Raw genomic sequence first — 20,685 nt, 5'->3', positions numbered from 1 at the left:
CGGTTCCCTTCGGAGAGTCGGTTCCTCTCGGGGAGTCGGTTCCTCTCGGGGAGTCCGCGCCCTTCAAGAGTTCCCCGGCATTCAAGGACTCCCCGGTGTTCAGGGAAACCAGTGGATTCGGGGATTTCGGGACGGGAGTCGAATGGGTGTGAGCGGCGTGTCCGGTCCCGGCCAGGTGCTCAGTCTCGACACGCTGGTCCGTCTGGGGCGTGCACTGCACGGTCCGGAGGGCACACCCCGGAGACTCGCCGTCCCCGAGGGCATGACGGCCCCGCTGGGCTGCGACGCGGTGGCGGTACCGGCCCGTTTCGGCCCGCTGGTCCTGCCCCGCCTGCCGCGCGTCGGCTGTGTCTACGCCGACGAGACGCACTGGTGGTGGATCGTCCCGTCCGACTCGGACTACGCCCTGGACTGGCCCGCCCCGGCGCGCTACACCACCGGCGCGCTGGTCCCGGACTCCCCCCGCACCCCGGGCCTCATCCACCGACCTGACGGCAAACTGCCGTACACCCCACCCATCCCGCTGTACCTCGCGGTGTGCCGGGTCACGGGGGCCACACCGTCCTGGTCCCGTCCCATCAGCGCGTAGCCCTGCGGGGCTTGAGCGGGGGCGGGGTTCCTCCCAGGACACCGATTCCGGGCACCGGGCCGGGACCGTCACCAGCGGGTCAGCCGTGGGGGCACCCGCTCACACCAGTCCCGGCCCGGGTTGCCCATGGAACCCCGGCCAGGCGCCCGTCTTTCAGGGGCGCGGGGAACTGCGCGACCAGCCCCCACCGGGCCGCGGACGCACCACGGCCCGAACCCACACCCCGCACACCCGCAACGCCCCCACCGGGCCGCGGACACACCACGGCCCGAACCCACCCCGCACACCCGCGACGCCCCCGCGGCGTACGCCCGCGCACCCCCGCCCCCTCCCTCCCGCGCTCTCCCCCAGAACCACCCCGCCCCGCGATAGTGGCCGTTCGTCCACGATCGGGGGAGGTCGGCGGTGAGCAAGGGGGACTCGGAGTCGGGGGTGCCGTCCGCGTCGGAGCAGCTGCTCTTTGGTGGGCCCCTGCGGTACGACATGGGGTGGAACCAGCACAACGGCGCATTCCTGGAGCTGAGCTTCCGGTCGATGGTGACCCGGTTGCCGGCGATGCTGGGGTCGAGTTTCCGTCTGGCGTGGCAGGCCGATCCGAAGGCCGCACGGACCGTACTGGCCGCCGAGGTCGGCCGGGGCGCCACCCAGGCGGTGAGCCTGCTCGCGGTCAACAGCGTGCTGGCCCGCCTGATCACCGGCGGCGCCATCGACGAACGGCTCCGCGGAGCCGTACCCGCACTGGTCACGATGGCCGCCGTGATGCTCGTAGGCGCACTCCTGCGGGCCGCGTCGACCTACGCGACCGGCCGCCTGGAGCCGAAAGTCGAGCGTGTCGCCACCGAGCTGTATCTGGAGCGCGCGGCCTCCGTGGAGCTGTCCGCGATCGAGGACCACGCGTTTCACAAGCTGCTGGACACCGCGAGTTACGGCGCCTCCTCGGCCCGCCGCATGATCTCGCAGGCCACCAGCGTGATGAACGCGCTGATCTCCCTGATCACCGCGGCGGGCGTCCTGACCGTGCTGCACCCGGCCCTGCTCCCGCTGCTGGCGACGATGACCCTGCCCAGCGCGTGGGGCGCGCTGACGAACGCGCGCCGGCAGTACGAGTCGTTCCACACCTGGGTGCAGCACGCCCGCGCCGGTCATCTCCTCAGCGATCTGCTGACGGAACCGGAGGCGGCCCCGGAGATCCGCGTGCACGGCGTGGGCCCGTTCCTGCTGCACCACTTCCACGAGATGTCGGAGAGCGCGGAGGCGGAACAGGCCCGGCTGGCCCGCCTCGCGGCCCGCACCGGCCTGATCGCCGCGACCTGGACCGGCCTCGCGACGACGGCGACGTACGCGACCCTCGGCGGGCTGCTGCTGTCCGGCGCGATGGCGCTCTCCGTGGCGGGTACGGCGGTGATCGCGATCCGTACCGGTTCCGCGAGCCTCGACAACCTCGTCCTGGCGGTCAATCAGCTGCACCAGGAGGCCCTGTTCGTGGGCGACCTGCAGAAGCTGTACGGGGAGGCGGCCGAGCGGGCGATCCCGGTCGGCGGGGCCACGCTGCCGGAGGAGCCGCGGGAGATCCGCTTCGAGAACGTCACGTTCAGCTACCCGGGCGAGGCCACCCATCCCGCGCTCGACGACGTCACCCTCGCCCTCCCGCTGGGCCGGATCATCGCCCTGGTCGGCGAGAACGGCTCCGGCAAGACGACCCTGGTCAAGCTGCTGGCGGGGCTGTACCGCCCGGACCGGGGCCGCATCCTGTGGGACGGCGTCGACGCGGTGACCGCCGACCGGCGCCAACTCGCGGACCGGATCGCGATGGTGGCCCAGAACTTCAAGCGCTGGCCGTTCACCGCCCGCGTCAACGTGGCCGTCGGACGGTCCGCCGCGCCGCTCACCGACGAGCGGGTGACCGACGCGGTCGCCGAGGCCGGCGCGCAGGACGTGGTCGCGGATCTGCCGCGCGGTCTGGACACCCTGCTGGCCCGCAACTTCAGCGGCGGCCACGAGCTGTCCGGCGGCCAGTGGCAGCGGCTGGGCATCGCGCGGGCCGCCTACCGGAAGGGCCGCATCCTGATCGTGGACGAACCGACGGCGGCCCTCGACGCCCGGGCCGAGCTGGAGGTCTTCGAGAAGATCCGCGCGCTGGCCGGGACCGGCCAGACGGTCGTGCTGATCACGCACCGGCTGGCGTCCGTACGCCACGCGGATGTGGTGCATGTGCTCGATCAGGGGCGGCTGGTGGAGTCCGGGACGCCCGACGAACTGCTCGCGAGCGGCGGGCTGTACGCGGAGCTGTACGCGCTCCAGGCGGACCAGTTCACGGCGAAGCTGCCCGCCCCGAAGGCGGGCTGACCTCTCAGGCGGCGGCGTCCACGACGTCGCCGCTGCGCACGATCACCAGGAACGCGTCGGTCGCGATGTCCATGACGACCTCAGCCTGCAGGCCCTCCAGACGGCGCGCCTGCGCGAACTCCTCCGCCGGCCACGAGCCACGCGGCCCGCCGGCGGGAAAGCGCTCAAGCACCATTCGCCCGTTCACCTTGTACCTCCCTGTCGTGCTGAACTCGGAGCGCCTCATGACGTCTCGTGGAGGAGACCGTCGTGAAGCCTCACTGAGTTAAACGCCGACAGTACGGTGAACGGCTCGCGAAGTGACGGTACTGAGACATAGTCGACACCCGGTCGCGTACTTTCTCCGCACTTTCCGTATCAGTCCTGGTACTCGTCGTGATAAAGCACGCGTGCGCTGCCGGCGGGCGCCCCCAGCGCCGACGCGCGCCCCTTGGGCTCCTCCCACTCCTCCTGCCGCCCCAGCGCGGTCAGGTCGAGGAAGGTGGTGGTCGAGCCGAGGCCGTCGAGCCCGCGCTCAAAGGTCGAGTAGGTGTGGAACACCCGGTCGCGGTCGCGCAGGAAGCAGCTGACACCGGGCCGCTCGACGGGGTCCCCGTCCCCGACGAACGTGACCTCGAAGTCCCAGTTGAAGTCCCCGCCGTAGGACGAGTACCAGGGCAGCGTCCATCCCATCCGCGCCTTGAACGGCAGGATCTTCGTGTACGGCGCCCTCGACACGGCGGCGAACGTGGTGCCGCGTGCCTTCAGATGGGCCAGGTGTCCGATCTGGTCCAGGAACGCCGAGCAGCTGCGGCAGCCCGCGTCCCACTCGGGCGCGAACATGAAGTGGTAGACGACGAGTTGACCGCGTCCGTCGAAGAGGTCGAGCAGGGAGGCCTTCCCGTCGCCGCCCTCGAAGAGGTACTCCTTGTCGATCTCGACCATGGGCAGCCGGCGCCGCTCGGCGTTGAGGGCGTCACGCGCGCGTGTGGCCGCCTTCTCCTTGACCAGCAGTTCCTCGCGCGCCGCGCGCCACCGCGCACGCGAGACGATCTCCGGAAGCGACATGGGCCCTCCTGTGACAACGGTCCGTTGAGGGGTGGACCGGGGGGAGGACGGGAACTCATCGCTGCCACCGAAAAAACTTCGGAAGGACTTCTCCCCGCACGCCACGGACGTCCTCCCTGCTTCCTTCCGTTACTTCTTCCCGTACGACACCGGGAGCGCGGCGAGTCCCCGCGCGCGCAGCGAGGGCCGCCACCGCACCGCGTCCTCCGCGACGCCCAACTCCAGCCGCGGGTACCGCTCCAGCAGCGCGGCCAGCGCGATCTCCGTCTCGGCGCGGGCGAGCGGCGCGCCCAGGCAGTAGTGGATGCCGTGGCCGAGCGCGAGATGCCCGGAGGTGTCGCGGGCGAGGTCGAGCCGGTCGGGGTCGGGGAAGCGCTCCGGGTCGCGGTTGGCGGCGGACGCGGACACCCACACGGTCTCACCGGCCGGGATCGTGATCCCGCCGATGCTGACGTCCTCGACGGGGAAACGCCGGATGGCGAGCAGCGCGGGCCCTTCGTACCGCAGGAACTCCTCTACGGCGGCGGGGAGTTGGGCTGGGTCGGCGCGCAACGCGGCCAGCTGCTCCGGGTGTTGGAGCAGCGCGAGCACGGCGTTGCCGATGAGCTGGACGGTGTTCTCGTACCCGGCGAAGAGGATGAGGAAGGCGAGGGACATCAGTTCGTCCTCGCTGAGCCGGTCGCCCTCGTCGCGGACGGCGATCAGGTCGGAGAGGAGGTCGTCGCCGGGCTCTTCCCTTTTGTCGGCGAGGAGTCGGGTGAAGAAGCCGAGCATCGCGACGACGGCGTGCTTGCCGGCCTCGGGCGGTGTCCCGGGGGCGGGGGCGACGAGGGTGTCGGTCCACACCCGGAAGTCCCGCCGGTGCCGGTCGGGCACGCCGAGGAGGTCGCAGATGACGGTGATGGGGAGGGGCGCGGCGTAGGCGGCGATGAGGTCGGTGTCGCCCGAGTCGCCCATTGCGTCGAGGAGTTGGTCGGCGGTGCGCCGGATCGGCGTACGGAGCCGCTCCGTTCGGCGCGGGGTGAACGCGCGGCCGACCAGTCGGCGGATGCGGGTGTGGTCCGGCGGGTCCATGTTGAGGAGGTTCGCGTCGAGCGCGGGCGGCAGCGAGAACCCCTTGTACGTACCGGCCGTTGCATGCCGCTTGTCCAGCGAGAGACGGGGGTCGGCCAGCGCCGCCCGTACGTCGTCGTACCGGGTGACGAGCCAGGCGGGGGTGCCGTCGGGGCCGGCGATGCGGTGCACGGGGGCGCTGTCGCGCAGGCGCCGGTACACGTCGTACGGGTGGTCGAGAAGGCCGTCCGCGAGATCCATGGGCCAAGCCTAGAGGTGCGGCTCAGGTGTCGTATTCCTGGATCCGCCGGCCATGACTCCGGTCCACGAGGGCGGGCAGCCGGTCCTCCAACTCCCGTACGACGGCGGGTACATCGAGCGTGAGCAGCTCGCGGTCGCGCATGAGGACACGGCCGTCGACGATCGTGGTGCGGACGTCGGCGGAGCGGGCGCTGTGCACGAGGGTCGCGGCGAGGTCGTGCACGGGCCGGGTGTGCGGCCCGGTGAGGTCGACGAGGATGATGTCCGCCCGGCGGCCCGGTGCGATGGACCCGATCGAGTCGCCGAGTCCGACCGCCCGCGCGCTCTGGAGCGTTGCGTGGTGCAGGGCTTGACGGGACGTCAGCCAGCGTGGGTCGCCCTCGGTGGACTTCTGGATCAGCGAGGTGAGGGCCATCGACTCCCACACATCGAGGGAGTTGTTGGAGGCCGCGCCGTCCGTGGCGAGTCCGACCGGGATGCCGAGGGCGCGCAGGGCGCGGATCGGAGTGGTGTCGGGCCAGGCGAACTTGAGGTACCCCCGGGGCGCGGTGGCGACCGCCGTACGGCCGCTCGCGCGCTCCAGGACGGGGAGGTCGCGGTCGATGATGCCGGTGCCGTGGGCGATGAGCAGGTCGGTGGCCAACAGGCCCGCGCGGTCGAGGACTTCGATGGGGGTGAGGCCGTGGCGGGCGAGGCTGGTGTCGGTCTGGTCGCGATTCTCGGCGGCGTGGAGGTGGACGGGGAGGCCGTGTTCCAGGGCGAGTCGAGCGGTGGCGGCGAGGTCAACGTCGGTGACCGTGTAGGGGGCGTGCGGGGCGAGGGCGGTGGTGATGCGGCCGTCGGCGGTGCCCCGGTGCCGTAGCGCGAACTCCAGGGATTTCTGCCGGCCTTGAGGACCCTGGGAGGAGAAGTAGGCCTCGCCGAGGTGGGCGCGGATCCCGCACTCGGCGACGACCTCGGCGACCGTGTCCATGGAGAAGTAGTGGTCGGCGAAGCAGGTGACCCCGGCGCGGATCATCTCGGCGCAGGCGAGCCGTGCCCCCAACTCCACGTCCTTCTCGGTGAGGTTGGACTCGACGGGCCATACGACGTCGTTGAACCACTCCTCCGTGGGCAGGTCCTCGGCGAGCCCGCGCAGCGCGACCATCGGGGCGTGGGTGTGGCAGTTGACCAGCCCCGGCAGGGCGACCTGGCCGCGTGCGTCGATGTGTTCGAGGGCGGCGGGTCCGGTGGCCGCCACCTCCGCCGCACCGCCGACGGACTCGATCCGCCCGTCCCGTACGACGATCGCCGCGTCCGGTGCGAAGGCGATGCGCTCCTGGTCGTCGTGGACGAGGACGGTGCAGCCGGTGATGAGGAGATCGGCGGGAGAGTGGCTCACATTCCCAACGTACGACGCCGTCCTCGCCTCGTGTGAGCCGAACCGCGCATCCTGGCGTGGCGCTGTCGCGAACTGCCCCGGACCAGCACGCTTGCCTCACGACCACGGCTTCTGGCGCACGAACAGAGCGTCACGACCACGGCTTCTGGAAGGGGCCCCGCATGCTCCTCGGCACCTGGAATCTGGAGAACCTGTACCGCCCCGGCGGCCCGTCGGGCCCCAAGGACAAGGCCACCTACGAGACGAAGCTCGCCTCCCTCGCCGCCGTGATCACGGAACTCGACCCGGTGCTGCTCGGCGTCCAGGAGGTCGGCGACCCGGCGGCGCTCGACGACCTGGCCGGGCTGTTGGACGGCGAGTGGCACACCGCCCTGTCCACGCGTCCGGACGTCCGGGGCATCCGGGTCGGCTTCCTCAGCCGTACGGAACCGCGGGTCGTCGCCGACACGAACGCGTTCCCGGCGCAGCTGCGCCCGGTGCAGTCCGACGACGCGGGCGCCGAGGAACCGGGCACGGGCCGCGGCCTGTTGGCGGTGGAGGTGGAGACACCGGCCGGCCCGCTGACGGTGGCGGTGGCCCACCTGAAGTCGAAGCTGCTGACGTACCCGGGCGAGCGTTTCTTCCCGCACGACGAGGGCGAACGGGCCCGCTACGGCGCCTACGCCCTCTACCGCCGCGCCGCCGAGGCGGCGACCCTGCGCGCGCTGGCCGACGAACTGCTCGCCGGTGAGGGCCGTACCCGTGACGTGGCCGTCCTCGGCGACATGAACGACGAGGTGCAGGCCGCGACCACGCAGATCCTGCTCGGCCCGCCCGGTTCGGAGATCGGCACGTCCGGCTACGACCGCCCCGACCAGGGCGACGCGGTCCGCCTGTGGGACGTGGCCCCGCTGATCCCCGCCGACCAGCGCTACTCCCGGATCAACTCCGGGCGCCGCGAACTGATCGACCACATCCTGGCCAGCCATCACCTGGTCCACCGGGTGACGGCGGCGGGGACGGGCCTGCCGGGCGAGGGAGCGCCTCAACTGCCGTCCGTGGGACCGGATCCGGCGACGCGGCGGGAGGCGCCGGGGTCGGATCACGCGCCGGTGTGGGTGCGGGTGGAGTAGCCCGGTCGCAGGTCCAGGCACTGGCCGGGGCAGCCAGGTTGCCGACCCGGCCGCCCCGGGTTCCCAATTCCTATACGGCGACGGGAAGTTCGATCGCCCGGAGTCCGACCCGTCCCCTCCCCCGCTCGAACTCATCCAGCAGTTCGGTGAGTTGCTCGATGTGCCGGGACGTGAGCCGGCCCGTGTCGTCGAGGTGGACGGCGCAGGCGGTGGTCGTGTCGACGAGGCGTTCGAGGACGGCGGCGACCTCGTCCGTGCCCTCCGTGTGCCGGGCGAGGGCGGGGAGTTCGGCGGCGGAGACGGCGATGGCGCCGCGGGCCTCGGCGAGGGTGCGGTAGGCCTCGCGGCGCAGGGTCCAGCGCTCGGCGCGGTCGCCGGACTCGCTGAGGACGTGCACGAGGTAGGCGTGCGCGGCGACGCCCGCTGCTCCGAGCCGGGCGCGTACGCCTCCGCCGCGCTCCCCCGGCATCGGCAGATGCCCGACGATCAGCACGATCGCGCAGGCGAGCAGCGTCTCCCCGATCCGGCTGGCGGAGGCCTGCGGCTCCCCGCCCACCATCACCAGCGACAGCACGAGAACGGTGACGACGGCGGTCTGCGCGGCGAAGTGCCGGGTGGCGACGGGAATGAGCGCACCGCTGAGCGCCACCAGCGCGACGAGCCCCTCGGGCCGGGGCAGCACGGCGGCGAACCCGGCGAAGAGCAGCGCCCCCAGCACGGTCCCCGCCGCCCGGCACAGCACCCGCGAGGCGAGCGGCCCGAGGTCGGGCTTGACGAGGAAGACGGCGGTGGCGGGCAGCCAGTACCAGTGCTCGTGCTGGCCGTACCAGCGCGCCTGGTGCAGCGCCTGGGCGACGGCGACGCCGGCCCCGTAGCAGAGCGCGACCCGCAGCCCGTACTCCCGCCCGCCGGCCCCGAATGTCGTACGGAACAAGGAGGTCACGCTCCTTCGGCGTGCGTGCAGATCGCTCCCCTCCGCCTGGTCGAAGGCGTCGGCGGCGTGCAGCAGGGCGTCGTCGAGGGCGCGCAGCGCGGGGGCGGAACGGTTGGGCGCGGGCAGCGGCCCGGTGTGCGCGTTGTCGCGTACGGCGGCGGCGAGCCGGCGCGGCCCCTCACCGGCCCGCGCGGACACCGCCTCCTCGGCCCAGGCGAGCGCGGTCGCGGCCTCGGCCAGCGGCAGCGCTGCGGCGTACTGCCCGTGCAGCCGCCGCTCGGCCGCCGAACTGGCGTACCGCCGCAGCCGCGGCCCGGCGAGCGCGTCCTGCGCGTGATCGAGCGCGGCGGTGAGCGCGGCGCGCCGCCCGGTCGCCTCCGGCCCACCGGTGGCGTCGAGCAGCGCGGCGATCGCGTCGTAGACGGCGGCTACGGCGTGCCGCTCGCCGTCGAAGCGGTAGTCGCCGGCGATGGCGCCGGGCGTGGGCAGCGCGAGCCGCAGCAGGACGAGCCACGCGGCTCCGGCGAGGAAGGCGAGGGCCCGCTGCCACCCCGCTTCGGGCAGCGGCATCCCGGCGCCGATGGCGGAGGCGACGAGCAGTTGCGTACCGGCACCGGAGGCGACGGGCCCGATGGCACTGAACCCGCCGGCGACCAGCCCGATGCCGGTGAGGAGGAGGGTGAGCACGACGGCCCCCACATGTTCCCCGGCGTACGTCCCGACCAGCAGCCCCGCGGCTCCCGCGAGCGCGGGCCCACCGAGCCGCTTGACCGAGGCCCGCCGGCTGCCGGGCCGGTCGTTGATCCCGGCGAGCATCGCCCCGAGCGCGGCCAGCACTCCGAGGGACGTCCGCCCGGCCAGCACGGCGGCGAGAAGCAACGGCCCCGCGGCCAGCGCCCCCCGCGTGACCGCGCTCCACGGAACCGGGCCGCGCTGGGCACGCAGCGTGTGGGCGAGCCAGGGCGGAAGGGAGAACGCGACGGTACGACGGGACACAGGGCTCCTGTCTTGACGAGGGCGGGGTGTGCCTTCGGGCGACGGTGGCCGGGGCGGAGCGGAAGCCGGCGGCCGGGGTGGTGGCCGCGATCTCCACGGTAGTTCGCGACCTTGTGCGGAACGGGCCGGTCGTATTTCGAGGGTGTGAAGGTTGGCCGTAGAGGCGCTTTCTTTATGAACGCAACGCCGGGAAGGGCGTCGGTCCGACGAGACCGGCAGCTCCCCGGTCCCGAGGAGTGCCGGGAAATTCGGGTGCGGGCGCCGTCGTGCGTGTGGTCGGCTGACGCGCGCGCCATGCCGTCGAACACCGGCGGTCTACGCCGACCTTCGACCTCCGATGTCCGATCGACCCGATCCCTGGGAGAGCCCGTGCCCGAACGCGTCACCGTCCCCACCCTCTTCCCGCCGCCCACCTACTCCCACGCCACGGTCGTCGAGGCCGGTACGAAGCTCGCCTTTCTCGCCGGGGCGGTGCCGCTCGACGCCGAGGGGAAGGTGGTCGGGGCGGGGGACGCGGTGCGGCAGGCCGAGCAGGTGCTGGCGAATCTCGGGGAGCAACTGCGGGCGGTCGGAAGCGACTTGGGGCATGTCGTCGCGTCGGACGTGTACGTCGTCAGCAGTGAGCCCTCGGTGCTGGCCGCCGTGTGGGAGGTGGTCGAGGCGTCCGGGCTCAGCACCGGCCCGCATTCGTCCACGCTCATCGGCGTCGCCTGCCTCGGGTACACCGGGCAGCTCGTGGAGATCACGGTGACGGCCGTCGTACCGGACGAGGCCGTGTCCGGGGAGTCGGGCGAGGTGGTGCGGCCGTGAGCACCGACGCCGAGGCGGACGTCACGATCCGCCGGGCGACCGGGCCGGACGCACGGCCCGCCGCCGATGTGTGGCTGCGGTCGTTCGCCGCCGCGCTGCCGACCGTCGTCAGTCCGCGGTCCGACGACGACATCCGGGACTACTTCCGGGACGTCGTCGTGCCGTTGCGGGACATCTGGGTGGCCGACGCGGGGGACGGCGGCGGGATCGTGGGGCTGATGGTGGTCAACGGGGACGAGGTGTCGCAGCTGTACCTCGACCCGGACTGGCGGGGGCGCGGGCTCGGGGACCGGTTCGTCGAACTGGCCAAGGAGCGGAGTCCGGAGGGCCTGGAGCTGTGGACGTTCCAGGTGAACAAGCCCGCCCACCGGTTCTACGAGCGGCACGGCTTCGTCGCCGTCGAATTCACGGACGGCAGCACCAACGAGGAGCGGGAGCCGGACGTGCGGTACGTGTGGGAGCCCAAGTCGTAGGTCAGGGGCGGGCGTTGCGGGCCAGTTCGAGGGCGTACGACGGCCACCACTGGCCTGCGGCCGGGCCGCCGCGGCAGGTGCCGTCGGACTCGCCGGGGCGTTTGATCCACAGGTAGGCGTCGAGGAGCGGGTTGTCCGTGCGGGTCGTCGGCGGGGTGCCGAGGGCGCGGCCGGGTGGGTTGCACCAGCTGTCGGTGCCGGTGAGGGGGCCGTTGCCGTTGCGGCTGGTGTCGATGACGTAGTGCTTGCCGGCGAGGTCCTTGGAGAGGTGGTCGCCGTACGTCGAACTCGCCTGGTTCGTCTGGAAGTTGGAGACGTTCAGGGCGACGCCGTCGGCGCGGGCGACGCCGGACGCCTTGAGCGCGGCGACCAGTCGCCAGGCCTCGGGGATCCAGCTGGAGTTGCCCGCGTCGACGTAGACCCGGGTGTGCGGTTGGCGCTTGAGGCGGTCCACGGCGTGGGCGAGCAGGGCGTAGCGGTCGCTCGCCGTGACCCGGGTGCAGCCGGCGACCACCTGCGCCACGGCGTCCGGTTCGACGATCACGTACGCGCCCCGGTCGCCGAGCGCGGCCGCGAACTCGTCGATCCAGGCGCGGTAGGCGGCGTCGGTGGGGGCGCCGCCGAGCGAGTACTGGCCGCAGTCCCGGTTCGGGATGTAGTACGCCACGAGTACGGCGGTGCGGCCTGCGCGGGCGGCGGCGGTGGTGCGGGCGCGGACGGCCGGGCCGGGGTGGGGGCCGTTGAGCCACTCCGCCTGGGGGCGCGCGGCGATCCGGTCCATCAGCGTGGCGTCGGCGTTCCGCCCGGCCTCCCGCCACGCAGCGGCCTGCTGCGCGGCGCGGGAGTCCGGGGCGGTCCAGAAGGGGTCGTCCTGTGCGTCACGCGTCGCCCCGGCGCAGCAGAGTCCTGCGAGGAGCGCGACCAGAACAGCTCGGCGAACCGATGTCGACAAGGTGACTCCGTGACTTGGGGGCGTGTTCCTTCTCGGAGTGTGCGCGGCGGCCGGGGTTGGCTCGGTACGTGACTTGGCTGGGCGGGGGAAGATCACCCCGACGGGGGGTTGGGGGGCGGGGGGTGAGGAGTGACGGGCGCGCAATACGGCGGAGTTGCGGCGTCCCGGGGTGGTGTGTGACGCGGGCGAGATGGGGTTGCGACTGGGGTGCGGCGGGATGAGGTGAGGTGTGACGGGCGGTCGGGGGTGCCGGGTTCTGTCGTCTCGCGGGTGCCGCGCCGTCGTGGCTGGTCGCGCAGTTCCCCGCGCCCCTTAAGGCCGGACCAGCGAGGTAGCTTTTTAGGGGCGCGGGGAACTGCGCGACCAGCCCCCACGCACCCGCACTCCGAACTCAACCGAACACCCCCGAAAACCCACACCCACCCGCACCCCGAACCCACCCCCGACAACTCCGACCACCCTTCACACACCCGCACCCTGAAACCACCGCAGCAACCTCGCCCACCCCACACACGCGCACCCCGAACCCACCCCAGCAACCCGACCACCCCACACGCACCCGCACCCGAACCCACCCCGACAACTCCGACCACCCCCCACCCCCTCAACGCCCCCACCCCCTCCTCTTGACCACCGGCCTCGCGAAACTCCCCACCCGGCTGGTCGTCAGGCCGAGCCCCACCAGTGACTCCGCCAGCTTCACCCCCGCCCCCACCCCGTCCACGACGGGCAGCCCCAGCTTCTCCCCCACCACCCGCTGCAACCCCGTCATACCGGCGCACCCGAGGACCAACACCTCCGCCCCCGCCGCACACACCCGCTCCGCCGCCGCGAGAAACGCCGCCTCCGTGCGGACCTCGTCGCCGCTCAGATCGAGGACGCTGAGGCCCGTACCCACGACACCCGCGCAGTTGCGACCGACCCCGGCCAGCTCAAGGCTGTCCTCGATCTGGCCGCAGGACCGTTCGAGCGTGGTGACGACCCCGTACCGCCGCCCCAGCAGACACGCCAGGTGGGCCGCCGCCTCGGTGATGTCGACGACCGGTACGTCCACCAGCTCCCGGACGCCCTCCCGCCCGTGCTCCCCGAAGCCGGCCATGACGACGGCGTCGTAGGCCGGGCCGTCGTACGTGCGCAGCAGATCCATGACCGCCGCCGCGGAGAGGTAGCTGTCGAGCCACCCCTCCGCCGACTCGGGCCCCCACGCGGGGGTCAGCCCGGTCACGGTGGTGCCCGGGCCTGCTGCGGCCCGGGCACCTCGTACGATCTCCTCGGTCATCTCCTGCGTGGTGTTGCAGTTGGTGACGACGATGCGCACTCCGCTCAGACCTCCACCGGCTCGGGGACGGGCTGGGCCGACGCTCGCTCGGAGCGGCAGATCAGGACGTACAGGCCCGCGCCCAGCGCCGTACCGATGAACCACGAGTACGGGGCCACGTCACTGAACGTCTTCACCAGCGCCAGCACCGCCGCGACCCCCGCCGACGGCAGGAACGCCCACAGGGCCTTGGGGTTGACGCCCTTGCGGTAGTAGTAGCGGGAGCCGGGGGTCGCGTCGAACAGCTCCCGGACGTCGACCCGGCCGCGCTTGACCCAGTAGTAGTCGACCATGATCACGCCGAACAACGGGCCCAGGAAGGCACCGAGCCCGCCGAGGAAGTAGTTGACGACGGTGGGGTTGGAGAAGAGGTTCCACGGGGTGACCACCAGCGCGGCGACCGTGCTGATCACGCCGCCGATCCTGAACGTGATCTTCTGCGGCCAGACGTTGGCCAAGTCGTACGCCGGGGACACGAAGTTGGCGACGATGTTGACGCCCATGGTGGCGACGGCGAACGTGAAGGCGCCCAGCACCATCACCCAGGTGTTGCCGACCTTGGCCACCAACTCGGCCGGGTCGGTGATGGCTTGGCCCCAGACCTCCAGCGAACCGGCCGTCACGATCACCGAAACGACCACGAACGCCGTGGAGTTGATGGGCAGACCCCAGAAGTTGCCGCGGCGGACCGTCTTGTAGTCCGGCGCGAAGCGGGAGAAGTCGCAGAAGTTGAGCATCAGCGTGCCGTAGGTGGCGAGGATCAGCCCGATCGCGCCGAACCACTGCCGCCACTGCTCGCCGAACGAGACCGGGTGCGGGGTGGACGTGAGGGAGATCGACCAACCGGCCTTCGCCAGCACCCAGATGGCCAGCGCGATCATCACCAGCCAGATCGCGGGACCGCAGAAGTCCTGGAACTTCCTTACGGATTCCATGCCCTGACTGATGATCACCGCCTGGATCAGCCAGAGGGACACGAAGGAGACCCAGCCGAGGGCGTGAAGTCCCAGGAACGAGTGGTGAGTCCAGGACTCCAGGCCCGGCCACGCGGCCAGCAGCATCACGTTGACGGCGACGGACGCGAGGTAGGTCTGGATGCCGTACCACATGATGGCGATCACGGCCCGGATGAGGGCGGGGATGTTGGCACCCCAGACGCCGAAGCTGATGCGGCTGACGACCGGGAACGGCACGCCGTGCGCCTGCCCGATCCTCCCCATCCAGTTCATGCCGACGTAGATGAGCACGAAGCCGACGAGCAGGGAGGTGAAGACCTGCCAGACGTTCATGCCGAGGACCAACAGGCCCGCGGCGAACGTGTAGTTGCCGAGGTTGTGGACGTCGGACATCCACATGGCGAAGAGGTCGAAGACCTTCCAGTTCCGCTTGTCGGCGGGGGCGAGGTCTTCGTTGGTGAGCCGGGGATCGGGGACGAACGCTGGTGTGCCGGTGGCTTCGGCACGGTCGGCGAGGGACACGGGGCCTCCAGGGCGAGGGGACGGAAGGCAGCGACCGTTTGGTATACCAAACTGCGGTCATGGTCCCGCCGTCAAGCATTCCGACCGATGTCACGATTGTTAACGCTCGGTAAAAGACCCCCGGAGTCGGCGAAGATTGCTCCATGAGCTCCATGACGAAGATCGAACCCCTGGGCGCGGTGCGCGAGCGCGTCCTGGCGAACCTGCGCCAGGAGATCATCGCGGGCCGCCTCGGCCCCGGCGACCGGCTGGTCGAGCGCGAGCTCGCCGAGCGGTTCGGCGTCTCCCGGGTGCCGGTCCGCGAGGCGATCCGCGCACTGGTCGCCGAGGGCTTCGTCCACTTCGAGACCCCGCGCCGCGCGGTCGTACGCCCTCTCACCCCGAACGACGTGCAGGAACTCTTCGAACTGCGCGAGGCCCTCGAGGTCTACGCCGCCGGGCTCGCCGCGTCCCGCGCGACCCCGGAGGAACTGGCCGGGGTGGCGGAACTCCTCGACCGCGCCGCCGCCGCGACCGAGGCGGGCGACGCCGAGGTGATCACGGACATCAACAGCCGCCTGCACGACAGCATCGTCACGATGGCGGGCAACACGCTGCTGACCGCCGCCCTGGAACCCGTCGCGGGCCGACTGCGCTGGATGACCCGGCGGAACGAGGAGTGGCCCCAACTCCTCGTGGAACACCGCGAGTTGTACGAGGCGATCGCGTCCGGCGACCCGGACCGCGCCCGTGCGCACGCGCTGGCCCACGTACGGACCAACTACCGTTCCACGGTCCGGCATCTGTTCGGGGACGCGCAGCCGTAGGCAGCCAAGGGGAGTGAAATGGTCAGCAGACGTGGCCTGTTGGGCGGGGCCGCCGCCCTGGTGGGGGTCGGGACGGTGGCCGGCGCGGGGGCGGCCAGGGCGGACGAAGCGCTGGACACCCCGTTCACACCGGTCGGCACCCCGCATCTGGCCCAGGCCGAGCAACTGGTCGGCTATCAAAGGCTGTTGGCGGCCGGGTATCTGACGGACGGGCTGGTCGGGCACTGGGCGCTGGACGGCTCGGGCGCGGACCGCTCCGGCCGCGAGCACCCCGTCGTGCTCGGCTCCGGCGCGAGCTGGACGACGCTGCGCGCGGGCGGCGAGCTGAGCCTCGACGGGACGGCCGGGGCGTACGCGGCCACGGACTCCGTCCTCGACACCACCGCCCCCTTCACCGTCTCCGCGTGGGTGCGCCTGGCGTCCGACGCCGACCCGGGCACCATGTACACGGCGGTGAGCCAGGACGGCGCCACCACCAGCCGCTTCCTCCTCCAGTACGACAACACCGTCTCCACCTGGGCCTTCAAGGTCCGCAGCGAGGACCAGACGGCCAAGGTGTCCGCCGTCGCCACCTCACCGGCCGGTCTCGGCACCTGGACCCATCTGACCGGAGTCTGGGACGGCACCCAGATCCGGCTGTACGTCGACGGGCAGCTGCGGGGCAGCGCCGCGACCGCCCTGTCCTGGGCCGCGACCGGCGGCCTCTCCCTCGGCCGGGCCCGCTTCGACGGCGCACCCGTCAACCGCTTCAAAGGCGCGATCGATGACGTGCGGACCTACGCCCGCGCCCTGACCGCCGACGAGATCGCCCTGGTCAGCGGCCGTACGGCACGGCAGAACAACGTGTATCTGACCGGCTCGGCCGCCACCCTCACCTGGGGCACGCCCGACGACCCGGCGAGCTGGGTGGCCCGCGCCCGCTGCGCGTCCTTCGTCACCGGCGTCCTCAGGCACACCTACGGCTGGGCGGGCGACGACTACTTCCTCCAGCACTTCCAGGAGAAGGTCCCCGAGGCCGCCGACTACTGCGCCGCCTTCCTGAACGGCACCGCCGGCCCCCGCTTCCGGCGCGTCCGCAAGGTCGCCGACCTCCGGCCCGGCGACCTCGTCGCCGTCGACTACAGCGGCAGCGACCCCGACAACACCGGCCACATCGTCATGGTCCGCGAGGTCAAGGGCGTCTTCAGCGGCACCGCCGACTTCCCCGGCGAGACGCAGTACGCCGTCGAGATCGTCGACTGCACCTCCGACCCGCACGGCGTCTACGCCCTGACCAACTACCCCGCGTACCCCGACACCCGCATGATCAGCAATGTCCCCGGCGAGAGCCTCCAGGGCGTCGGCATCGGCCACATGATGTTCTACGCCTCCGACGCGACCGGCGAGTTCTCGCGGTACCGGTGGAGCGTCAACTCCGCGAAGAGCACCGGGACTTACGACGTGACGGCGCGGCCGGTGGCGGCGGCCCGGGTCTCCTGAGACGCCGGGCCGTGGTGGTCAGCGGCGGGCGTACCTGTCCGTCGCCGCCGCTACCGCCTCCGCGACACCGGGGGCGCTCGCGTTGTGCCCGGCCTCGTCCACGAGCACCAACTCGCTGCCGGGCCAGGCGTGATGGAGCCGCCAGACGACACCGGTCAGGTTGCCGAGGTCGAGGCTGCCCTGGACGAGGGTGCCGGGGATGCCCTTGAGGCGGTGCGCGTCCCGCAGGACGACACCCTCCTCATTGCCCTCCCCCAGGAGGTGGTCGTTGCCGAAGTAGTGCGTGACGGTCCGGGCGAAGCACATCCTGAACTCCGGTTCCTCGTACCGGGGTTCGGAGCGCGGCGGGGCCGGGACGATCGCCGTCTCCCAGTCGGTCCAGGCCCGCGCGGCCCGCTCCCGCACCGCCCGGTCGGGTGACTCGATGAGCCGGTTGTAGGCGGCGGCGAGGTTCCCTTCCCGTTCCGTGGGCGGGAGTTCGGCGACGAACGCCTCGAAAGCCTCCGGGAAGAGCTTCCCAAGTCCCCTGGTCAGCAAGGACACTTCGGGGTTCGACCCGGTGGCGACGCACGTCAGCACCAGCTCCGACACCGCGCCGCGATGCGTCTGCGCGTACCGCAGCCCGAGCACCGAGCCCCACGACGCGCCCCACACCAGCCACCGTTCGATCCCCAACTCCCGCCGCACCAGCTCGAGATCGGCGATGAGATGAGCCGTGGTGTTCACGCTCATGTCGGTGTCGTGGGCGCTCGCGTGCGGGGTGGACCGTCCGCACCCGCGCTGGTCGAGCAGCACGATCCGGTAGGCGGCGGGGTCGAAGTACCGCCGGGGGTACGGCGAACAGCCCGACCCCGGCCCGCCGTGCAGCACGACGGCGGCCTTGCCGTGCGGGTTCCCGCAGGTCTCCCAGTAGACGCGGTTCCCGTCCCCGACATCGAGCATGCCGTGGTCGTACGGTTCGATCTCCGGATACAGGCCCATCCGTCGACCCTAACCTCGCCACGGCCCCGGCGTCCCTGACCCGCTACGGCTCCGGCCTCGCTACGGCGTGGTCTCCAGCCCCGCCGCCCCGGCCGCCGTGCGCAGCACGTCCCGCAGCATCGCCGGGGTGAGTTTCCCGGTGAAGGTGTTGCGCTGGCTGACGTGGAAGCAGCCGAAGAGGTCGAGGCCGCCGAGGGAGACCCGGGCGCCGTGCCCGAACGCGGGCCGTGGGCGCGGGACCTGCCAGCCCGCCGCCGCGAACGCGGGCAGCGCGGCCTGCCAGCCGAAGGCGCCGAGCACGATCACGGACTTCAATGTCGGCCGCAGCAGGGTGAGTTCCTCGACGAGCCAGGACCGACAGGTGTCGCGCTCCTCCGGGGTGGGCTTGTTGGCGGGCGGGGCACAGCGCACCGGTGAGGTGATGCGGACGCCGTACAGCTCCAGGCCGTCGTCGGCGCTCACGGCGGTCGGCTGCGAGGCGAGCCCGACGTCGTAGAGGGCCTCGTACAGGACGTCACCGGAGCGGTCGCCGGTGAACATGCGGCCGGTGCGGTTGGCGCCGTGCGCGGCCGGGGCGAGGCCGATGATCAGGAGCGGCGCGTCGGCGGGGCCGAAGCCGGGGACCGGGCGGCCCCAGTAGGTCCAGTCGGCGAAGGCGGCCCGCTTGGTGCGGGCGACCTCCTCGCGCCAGGCGACCAGGCGGGGGCAGGCCCGGCAGCCGGTGATCCGCCGGTCGAGGTCGGACAGGTTCATGCCGCCACCGTATGCGTCCCCGCTCCGTCCCGGCTCAGGTGAAGACCGCGCCGAACGCCACGAACCCGCAGATCATCAGGAACAGCAGCGCCAGCAACGGCCAGACGAACCGCAGGTACTTGTCGTAGCCGACCTTCGCCAGCGCCACCCCGCCGATGGTGACGGCGGTCGTCGGCACCCACAGGTTCATCCAGCCGCTCGCGGCCTGCCAGGCGGTGACGACGACCGCGCGGGAGACCCCGGCGAAGTCGGCGAGCGGGGCGAGGATCGGCATGGCGAGGGTCGCGTGGCCGGAGGTGGAGGGGATCAGGAAGGCCAGCGGCAGGTTCACGACGAAGACGATGATCGCGAAGACACCGGACGAGGTGCCCTTCACGATGCCCTCGATGGAGTGCAGCACGGTGTCCGTGATCTTCGAGTTGTTCATGATGACGGTGACCCCGCGCGCCAGCACGATCACCAGCGCCGGCGAGATGAAGTCGGCGGCCCCCTGGATGATCATCGAGCTGAGCTTCTGCTCCCCCAGCCGCGCCACCAGCCCGATCAGCACGGCCGCGCACAGGAACAGCGCCGCCAGCTGCGGGAAGGACCAGCCGAGTTCGAAGCCGTACGGCTTGGCGTCCGCGTCGCCGGTGAGCGCGCTCGCCCAGGGCACCACCGAGAAGATCATGAAGGCGAAGACGAGGCCCATGGTGACCAGGACCGCCTTGTGCAGCCCGGTCAGTTCGGGTTCCTCGGCCTTCGAGGCGGCCTCCTGGTCCCGGTCGCCGGGCAGGAACCCGGTGAGCGACCGCTCGGGGTTGCGCTGCACCCGGCGCGCGTACCGGATGACGTACGCCACCGTCACCGCCGTCAGCACCACCCACATCACGAAGCGCAGCACGATGCCGTCGCCGAGCGAGATGTCCGCGGCGGAGGAGGCGACGCCGGTCGCGAAGGGGTTCACCGTCGAGCAGAGCACGCCGATCCCGGCGCCGAGGATGATGGTGCCGACGGCGACCATCCGGTCGTAGCCGAGTGCCAGCATCAGCGGCACGATCAGGCCGTAGAAACCGAGGGTCTCCTCGGCGAAGCCCTCGACCGTGCCGAGGACCGAGAAGACCACCATGATCCCGGCGATGAGCAGCGCGCCGCGCTCGCGCAGCCGGTGGGCGAGCCGGCCGATGCCCCGGTCGAGGGCGCCGGTCGCGAACACCACGGTGATGAACGCCCCGATGGCGAGCACGAACAGGAACACGCCCGCGCTGCCGTACAGTTCACCGGCCAGATCGGGGCCGACCTGGCCGGTCTTCTGGTCCTGGATGCCGTAGAGACCGTTGACGGGGGCGAGGAAGAGGTCGTTCAGCCGGTCGACGAAACTCTGGCCGGAGTCGACGCGGTGGTACGTCCCCTGGATCGGGGCGCCCGAGTCGTTCCGGTCGTAGAGCCCCGACGGGACCAGGAAGGCCAGCAGCCACACGGCGATCGTGACGATCGCGAGGACCGTCAGTGCGCTGGGGAAGGTGAACTTCGGCTTGTGCGGCGGCTGTTCGGTGGTCTGCGGGGTGTCGGTCGTGCTCATTGGGCCGTCGCCGTCCCGCCCCGGCTCCGGAAGTCGGCCGCGTACTCCTCGACGAACGCGCAGATCGCCACGGCCGTGTTCCGCAGCTCCGAGAACAGCACCCGCTCGTTCGGCGCGTGCAGATGGCACCCGCTGTCCCGCGCGCCGAACAACGCACCGACCTTCGCCGCCCTGTCCTCCACGTCCGACCCCTCGCTCCTACGACCGCCACGGCCCCGATGACTCCTGCGACCTCTACGACCTCGGAAGACAGCCTCTGCGGTAGGGCGAGGGGGTGCATCCGGGGTGACCCAGCGGGGTGCCGACCGCGAACCGCAGCGGGCCTTCACGGCCAGGTCGGGGGCCGAAATCCGCC

General features: G+C 71.9%; 19 protein-coding genes. 7 read left to right on the top strand and 12 right to left on the bottom strand.

Annotated elements, in window-relative coordinates; genetic code table 11:
- Positions 1-142 precede the first annotated feature (142 nt).
- Positions 143-589 (top strand): hypothetical protein, encoded by a 447-nt coding sequence (locus tag OHT77_RS33240; protein ID WP_328832118.1) that lies wholly within the window; start codon positions 143-145, stop codon positions 587-589.
- A 483-nt stretch (positions 590-1,072) separates the two neighbouring features.
- The gene (locus tag OHT77_RS33235) at positions 1,073-2,935 is read left to right on the top strand and encodes an ABC transporter ATP-binding protein (RefSeq protein WP_328834419.1); all 1,863 of its coding nucleotides are present in this window, start codon (positions 1,073-1,075) and stop codon (positions 2,933-2,935) included.
- 4 nt (positions 2,936-2,939) lie between these two features.
- On the opposite strand, the gene OHT77_RS33230 is transcribed toward OHT77_RS33235, so the two are convergent.
- From OHT77_RS33230 to OHT77_RS33215, 4 genes are all read right to left on the bottom strand, one after another.
- Positions 2,940-3,122, bottom strand: coding sequence for a hypothetical protein (locus OHT77_RS33230; RefSeq protein ID WP_266767603.1), 183 nt, complete (start codon positions 3,120-3,122; stop codon positions 2,940-2,942).
- Positions 3,123-3,292: 170 nt separating this feature from the next.
- Complete coding sequence (locus OHT77_RS33225; RefSeq protein ID WP_328832117.1) at positions 3,293-3,982, bottom strand: DUF899 domain-containing protein; 690 nt, start codon at positions 3,980-3,982, stop codon at positions 3,293-3,295.
- Between the two features lie 129 nt (positions 3,983-4,111).
- Complete coding sequence (locus OHT77_RS33220) at positions 4,112-5,296, bottom strand: cytochrome P450 family protein (protein ID WP_328832116.1); 1,185 nt, start codon at positions 5,294-5,296, stop codon at positions 4,112-4,114.
- A 22-nt stretch (positions 5,297-5,318) separates the two neighbouring features.
- Positions 5,319-6,677 carry an amidohydrolase gene (locus OHT77_RS33215; RefSeq protein ID WP_328832115.1) on the bottom strand — a complete coding sequence of 453 codons (1,359 nt, stop codon included), beginning with the start codon at positions 6,675-6,677 and terminating at the stop codon, positions 5,319-5,321.
- A gap of 161 nt (positions 6,678-6,838) precedes the next feature.
- Between OHT77_RS33215 and OHT77_RS33210 the strand changes: the two genes are divergently transcribed.
- Positions 6,839-7,789, top strand: a complete 951-nt coding sequence (locus OHT77_RS33210; RefSeq protein WP_328832113.1) for an endonuclease/exonuclease/phosphatase family protein — start codon at positions 6,839-6,841, stop codon at positions 7,787-7,789.
- A gap of 70 nt (positions 7,790-7,859) precedes the next feature.
- Here OHT77_RS33210 and OHT77_RS33205 read toward each other — a convergent pair whose 3' ends face one another.
- Positions 7,860-9,719, bottom strand: coding sequence for an FUSC family protein (locus OHT77_RS33205; RefSeq protein ID WP_328832112.1), 1,860 nt, complete (start codon positions 9,717-9,719; stop codon positions 7,860-7,862).
- Between the two features lie 369 nt (positions 9,720-10,088).
- Here OHT77_RS33205 and OHT77_RS33200 point away from each other — a divergent pair, with 369 nt between their 5' ends.
- Both OHT77_RS33200 and OHT77_RS33195 read left to right on the top strand, forming a co-directional pair.
- The gene (locus OHT77_RS33200; protein WP_328832111.1) at positions 10,089-10,529 is read left to right on the top strand and encodes a RidA family protein; all 441 of its coding nucleotides are present in this window, start codon (positions 10,089-10,091) and stop codon (positions 10,527-10,529) included.
- Entirely contained in the window at positions 10,526-11,002 is a 477-nt protein-coding gene (locus tag OHT77_RS33195; protein WP_328832110.1) for a GNAT family N-acetyltransferase, read from the top strand. The genes OHT77_RS33200 and OHT77_RS33195 overlap by 4 nt, the downstream gene beginning before the upstream one ends.
- A gap of 1 nt (position 11,003) precedes the next feature.
- Here the strand turns inward: OHT77_RS33195 and OHT77_RS33190 are convergent, their stop codons facing one another.
- From OHT77_RS33190 to OHT77_RS33180, 3 genes are all read right to left on the bottom strand, one after another.
- Positions 11,004-11,954, bottom strand: coding sequence for a glycoside hydrolase family 6 protein (locus OHT77_RS33190; protein ID WP_328832109.1), 951 nt, complete (start codon positions 11,952-11,954; stop codon positions 11,004-11,006).
- A 604-nt stretch (positions 11,955-12,558) separates the two neighbouring features.
- Positions 12,559-13,272, bottom strand: a complete 714-nt coding sequence (locus tag OHT77_RS33185) for an aspartate/glutamate racemase family protein (protein ID WP_328832108.1) — start codon at positions 13,270-13,272, stop codon at positions 12,559-12,561.
- Positions 13,273-13,277: 5 nt separating this feature from the next.
- On the bottom strand, positions 13,278-14,750 hold the full coding sequence (locus OHT77_RS33180; protein WP_328832107.1) for an NCS1 family nucleobase:cation symporter-1: 1,473 nt from the start codon (positions 14,748-14,750) through the stop codon (positions 13,278-13,280).
- Between the two features lie 143 nt (positions 14,751-14,893).
- Here OHT77_RS33180 and OHT77_RS33175 point away from each other — a divergent pair, with 143 nt between their 5' ends.
- Together OHT77_RS33175 and OHT77_RS33170 are read left to right on the top strand one after the other, a co-directional pair.
- Positions 14,894-15,556 carry a GntR family transcriptional regulator gene (locus OHT77_RS33175; protein WP_328832106.1) on the top strand — a complete coding sequence of 221 codons (663 nt, stop codon included), beginning with the start codon at positions 14,894-14,896 and terminating at the stop codon, positions 15,554-15,556.
- An 18-nt stretch (positions 15,557-15,574) separates the two neighbouring features.
- The gene (locus tag OHT77_RS33170; protein ID WP_328832105.1) at positions 15,575-17,035 is read left to right on the top strand and encodes a LamG domain-containing protein; all 1,461 of its coding nucleotides are present in this window, start codon (positions 15,575-15,577) and stop codon (positions 17,033-17,035) included.
- A gap of 18 nt (positions 17,036-17,053) precedes the next feature.
- Here OHT77_RS33170 and pip read toward each other — a convergent pair whose 3' ends face one another.
- From pip to OHT77_RS33150, 4 genes are read right to left on the bottom strand one after another with little or no spacing between them, the layout of a single operon-like run.
- The gene (gene pip, locus OHT77_RS33165; RefSeq protein WP_328832104.1) at positions 17,054-18,016 is read right to left on the bottom strand and encodes a prolyl aminopeptidase; all 963 of its coding nucleotides are present in this window, start codon (positions 18,014-18,016) and stop codon (positions 17,054-17,056) included.
- A 60-nt stretch (positions 18,017-18,076) separates the two neighbouring features.
- Positions 18,077-18,769 (bottom strand): uracil-DNA glycosylase, encoded by a 693-nt coding sequence (locus OHT77_RS33160; protein WP_328832103.1) that lies wholly within the window; start codon positions 18,767-18,769, stop codon positions 18,077-18,079.
- Between the two features lie 34 nt (positions 18,770-18,803).
- The gene (locus tag OHT77_RS33155; protein WP_328832101.1) at positions 18,804-20,330 is read right to left on the bottom strand and encodes a YfcC family protein; all 1,527 of its coding nucleotides are present in this window, start codon (positions 20,328-20,330) and stop codon (positions 18,804-18,806) included.
- On the bottom strand, positions 20,327-20,512 hold the full coding sequence (locus OHT77_RS33150) for a hypothetical protein (RefSeq protein WP_328832100.1): 186 nt from the start codon (positions 20,510-20,512) through the stop codon (positions 20,327-20,329). The genes OHT77_RS33155 and OHT77_RS33150 overlap by 4 nt, the downstream gene beginning before the upstream one ends.
- Positions 20,513-20,685: the final 173 nt, after the last annotated feature.

Source organism: Streptomyces sp. NBC_00252 (assembly GCF_036187565.1).
GTDB lineage: Bacteria > Actinomycetota > Actinomycetes > Streptomycetales > Streptomycetaceae > Streptomyces.
This window is presented reverse-complemented; position numbering and strand designations above follow the sequence as displayed.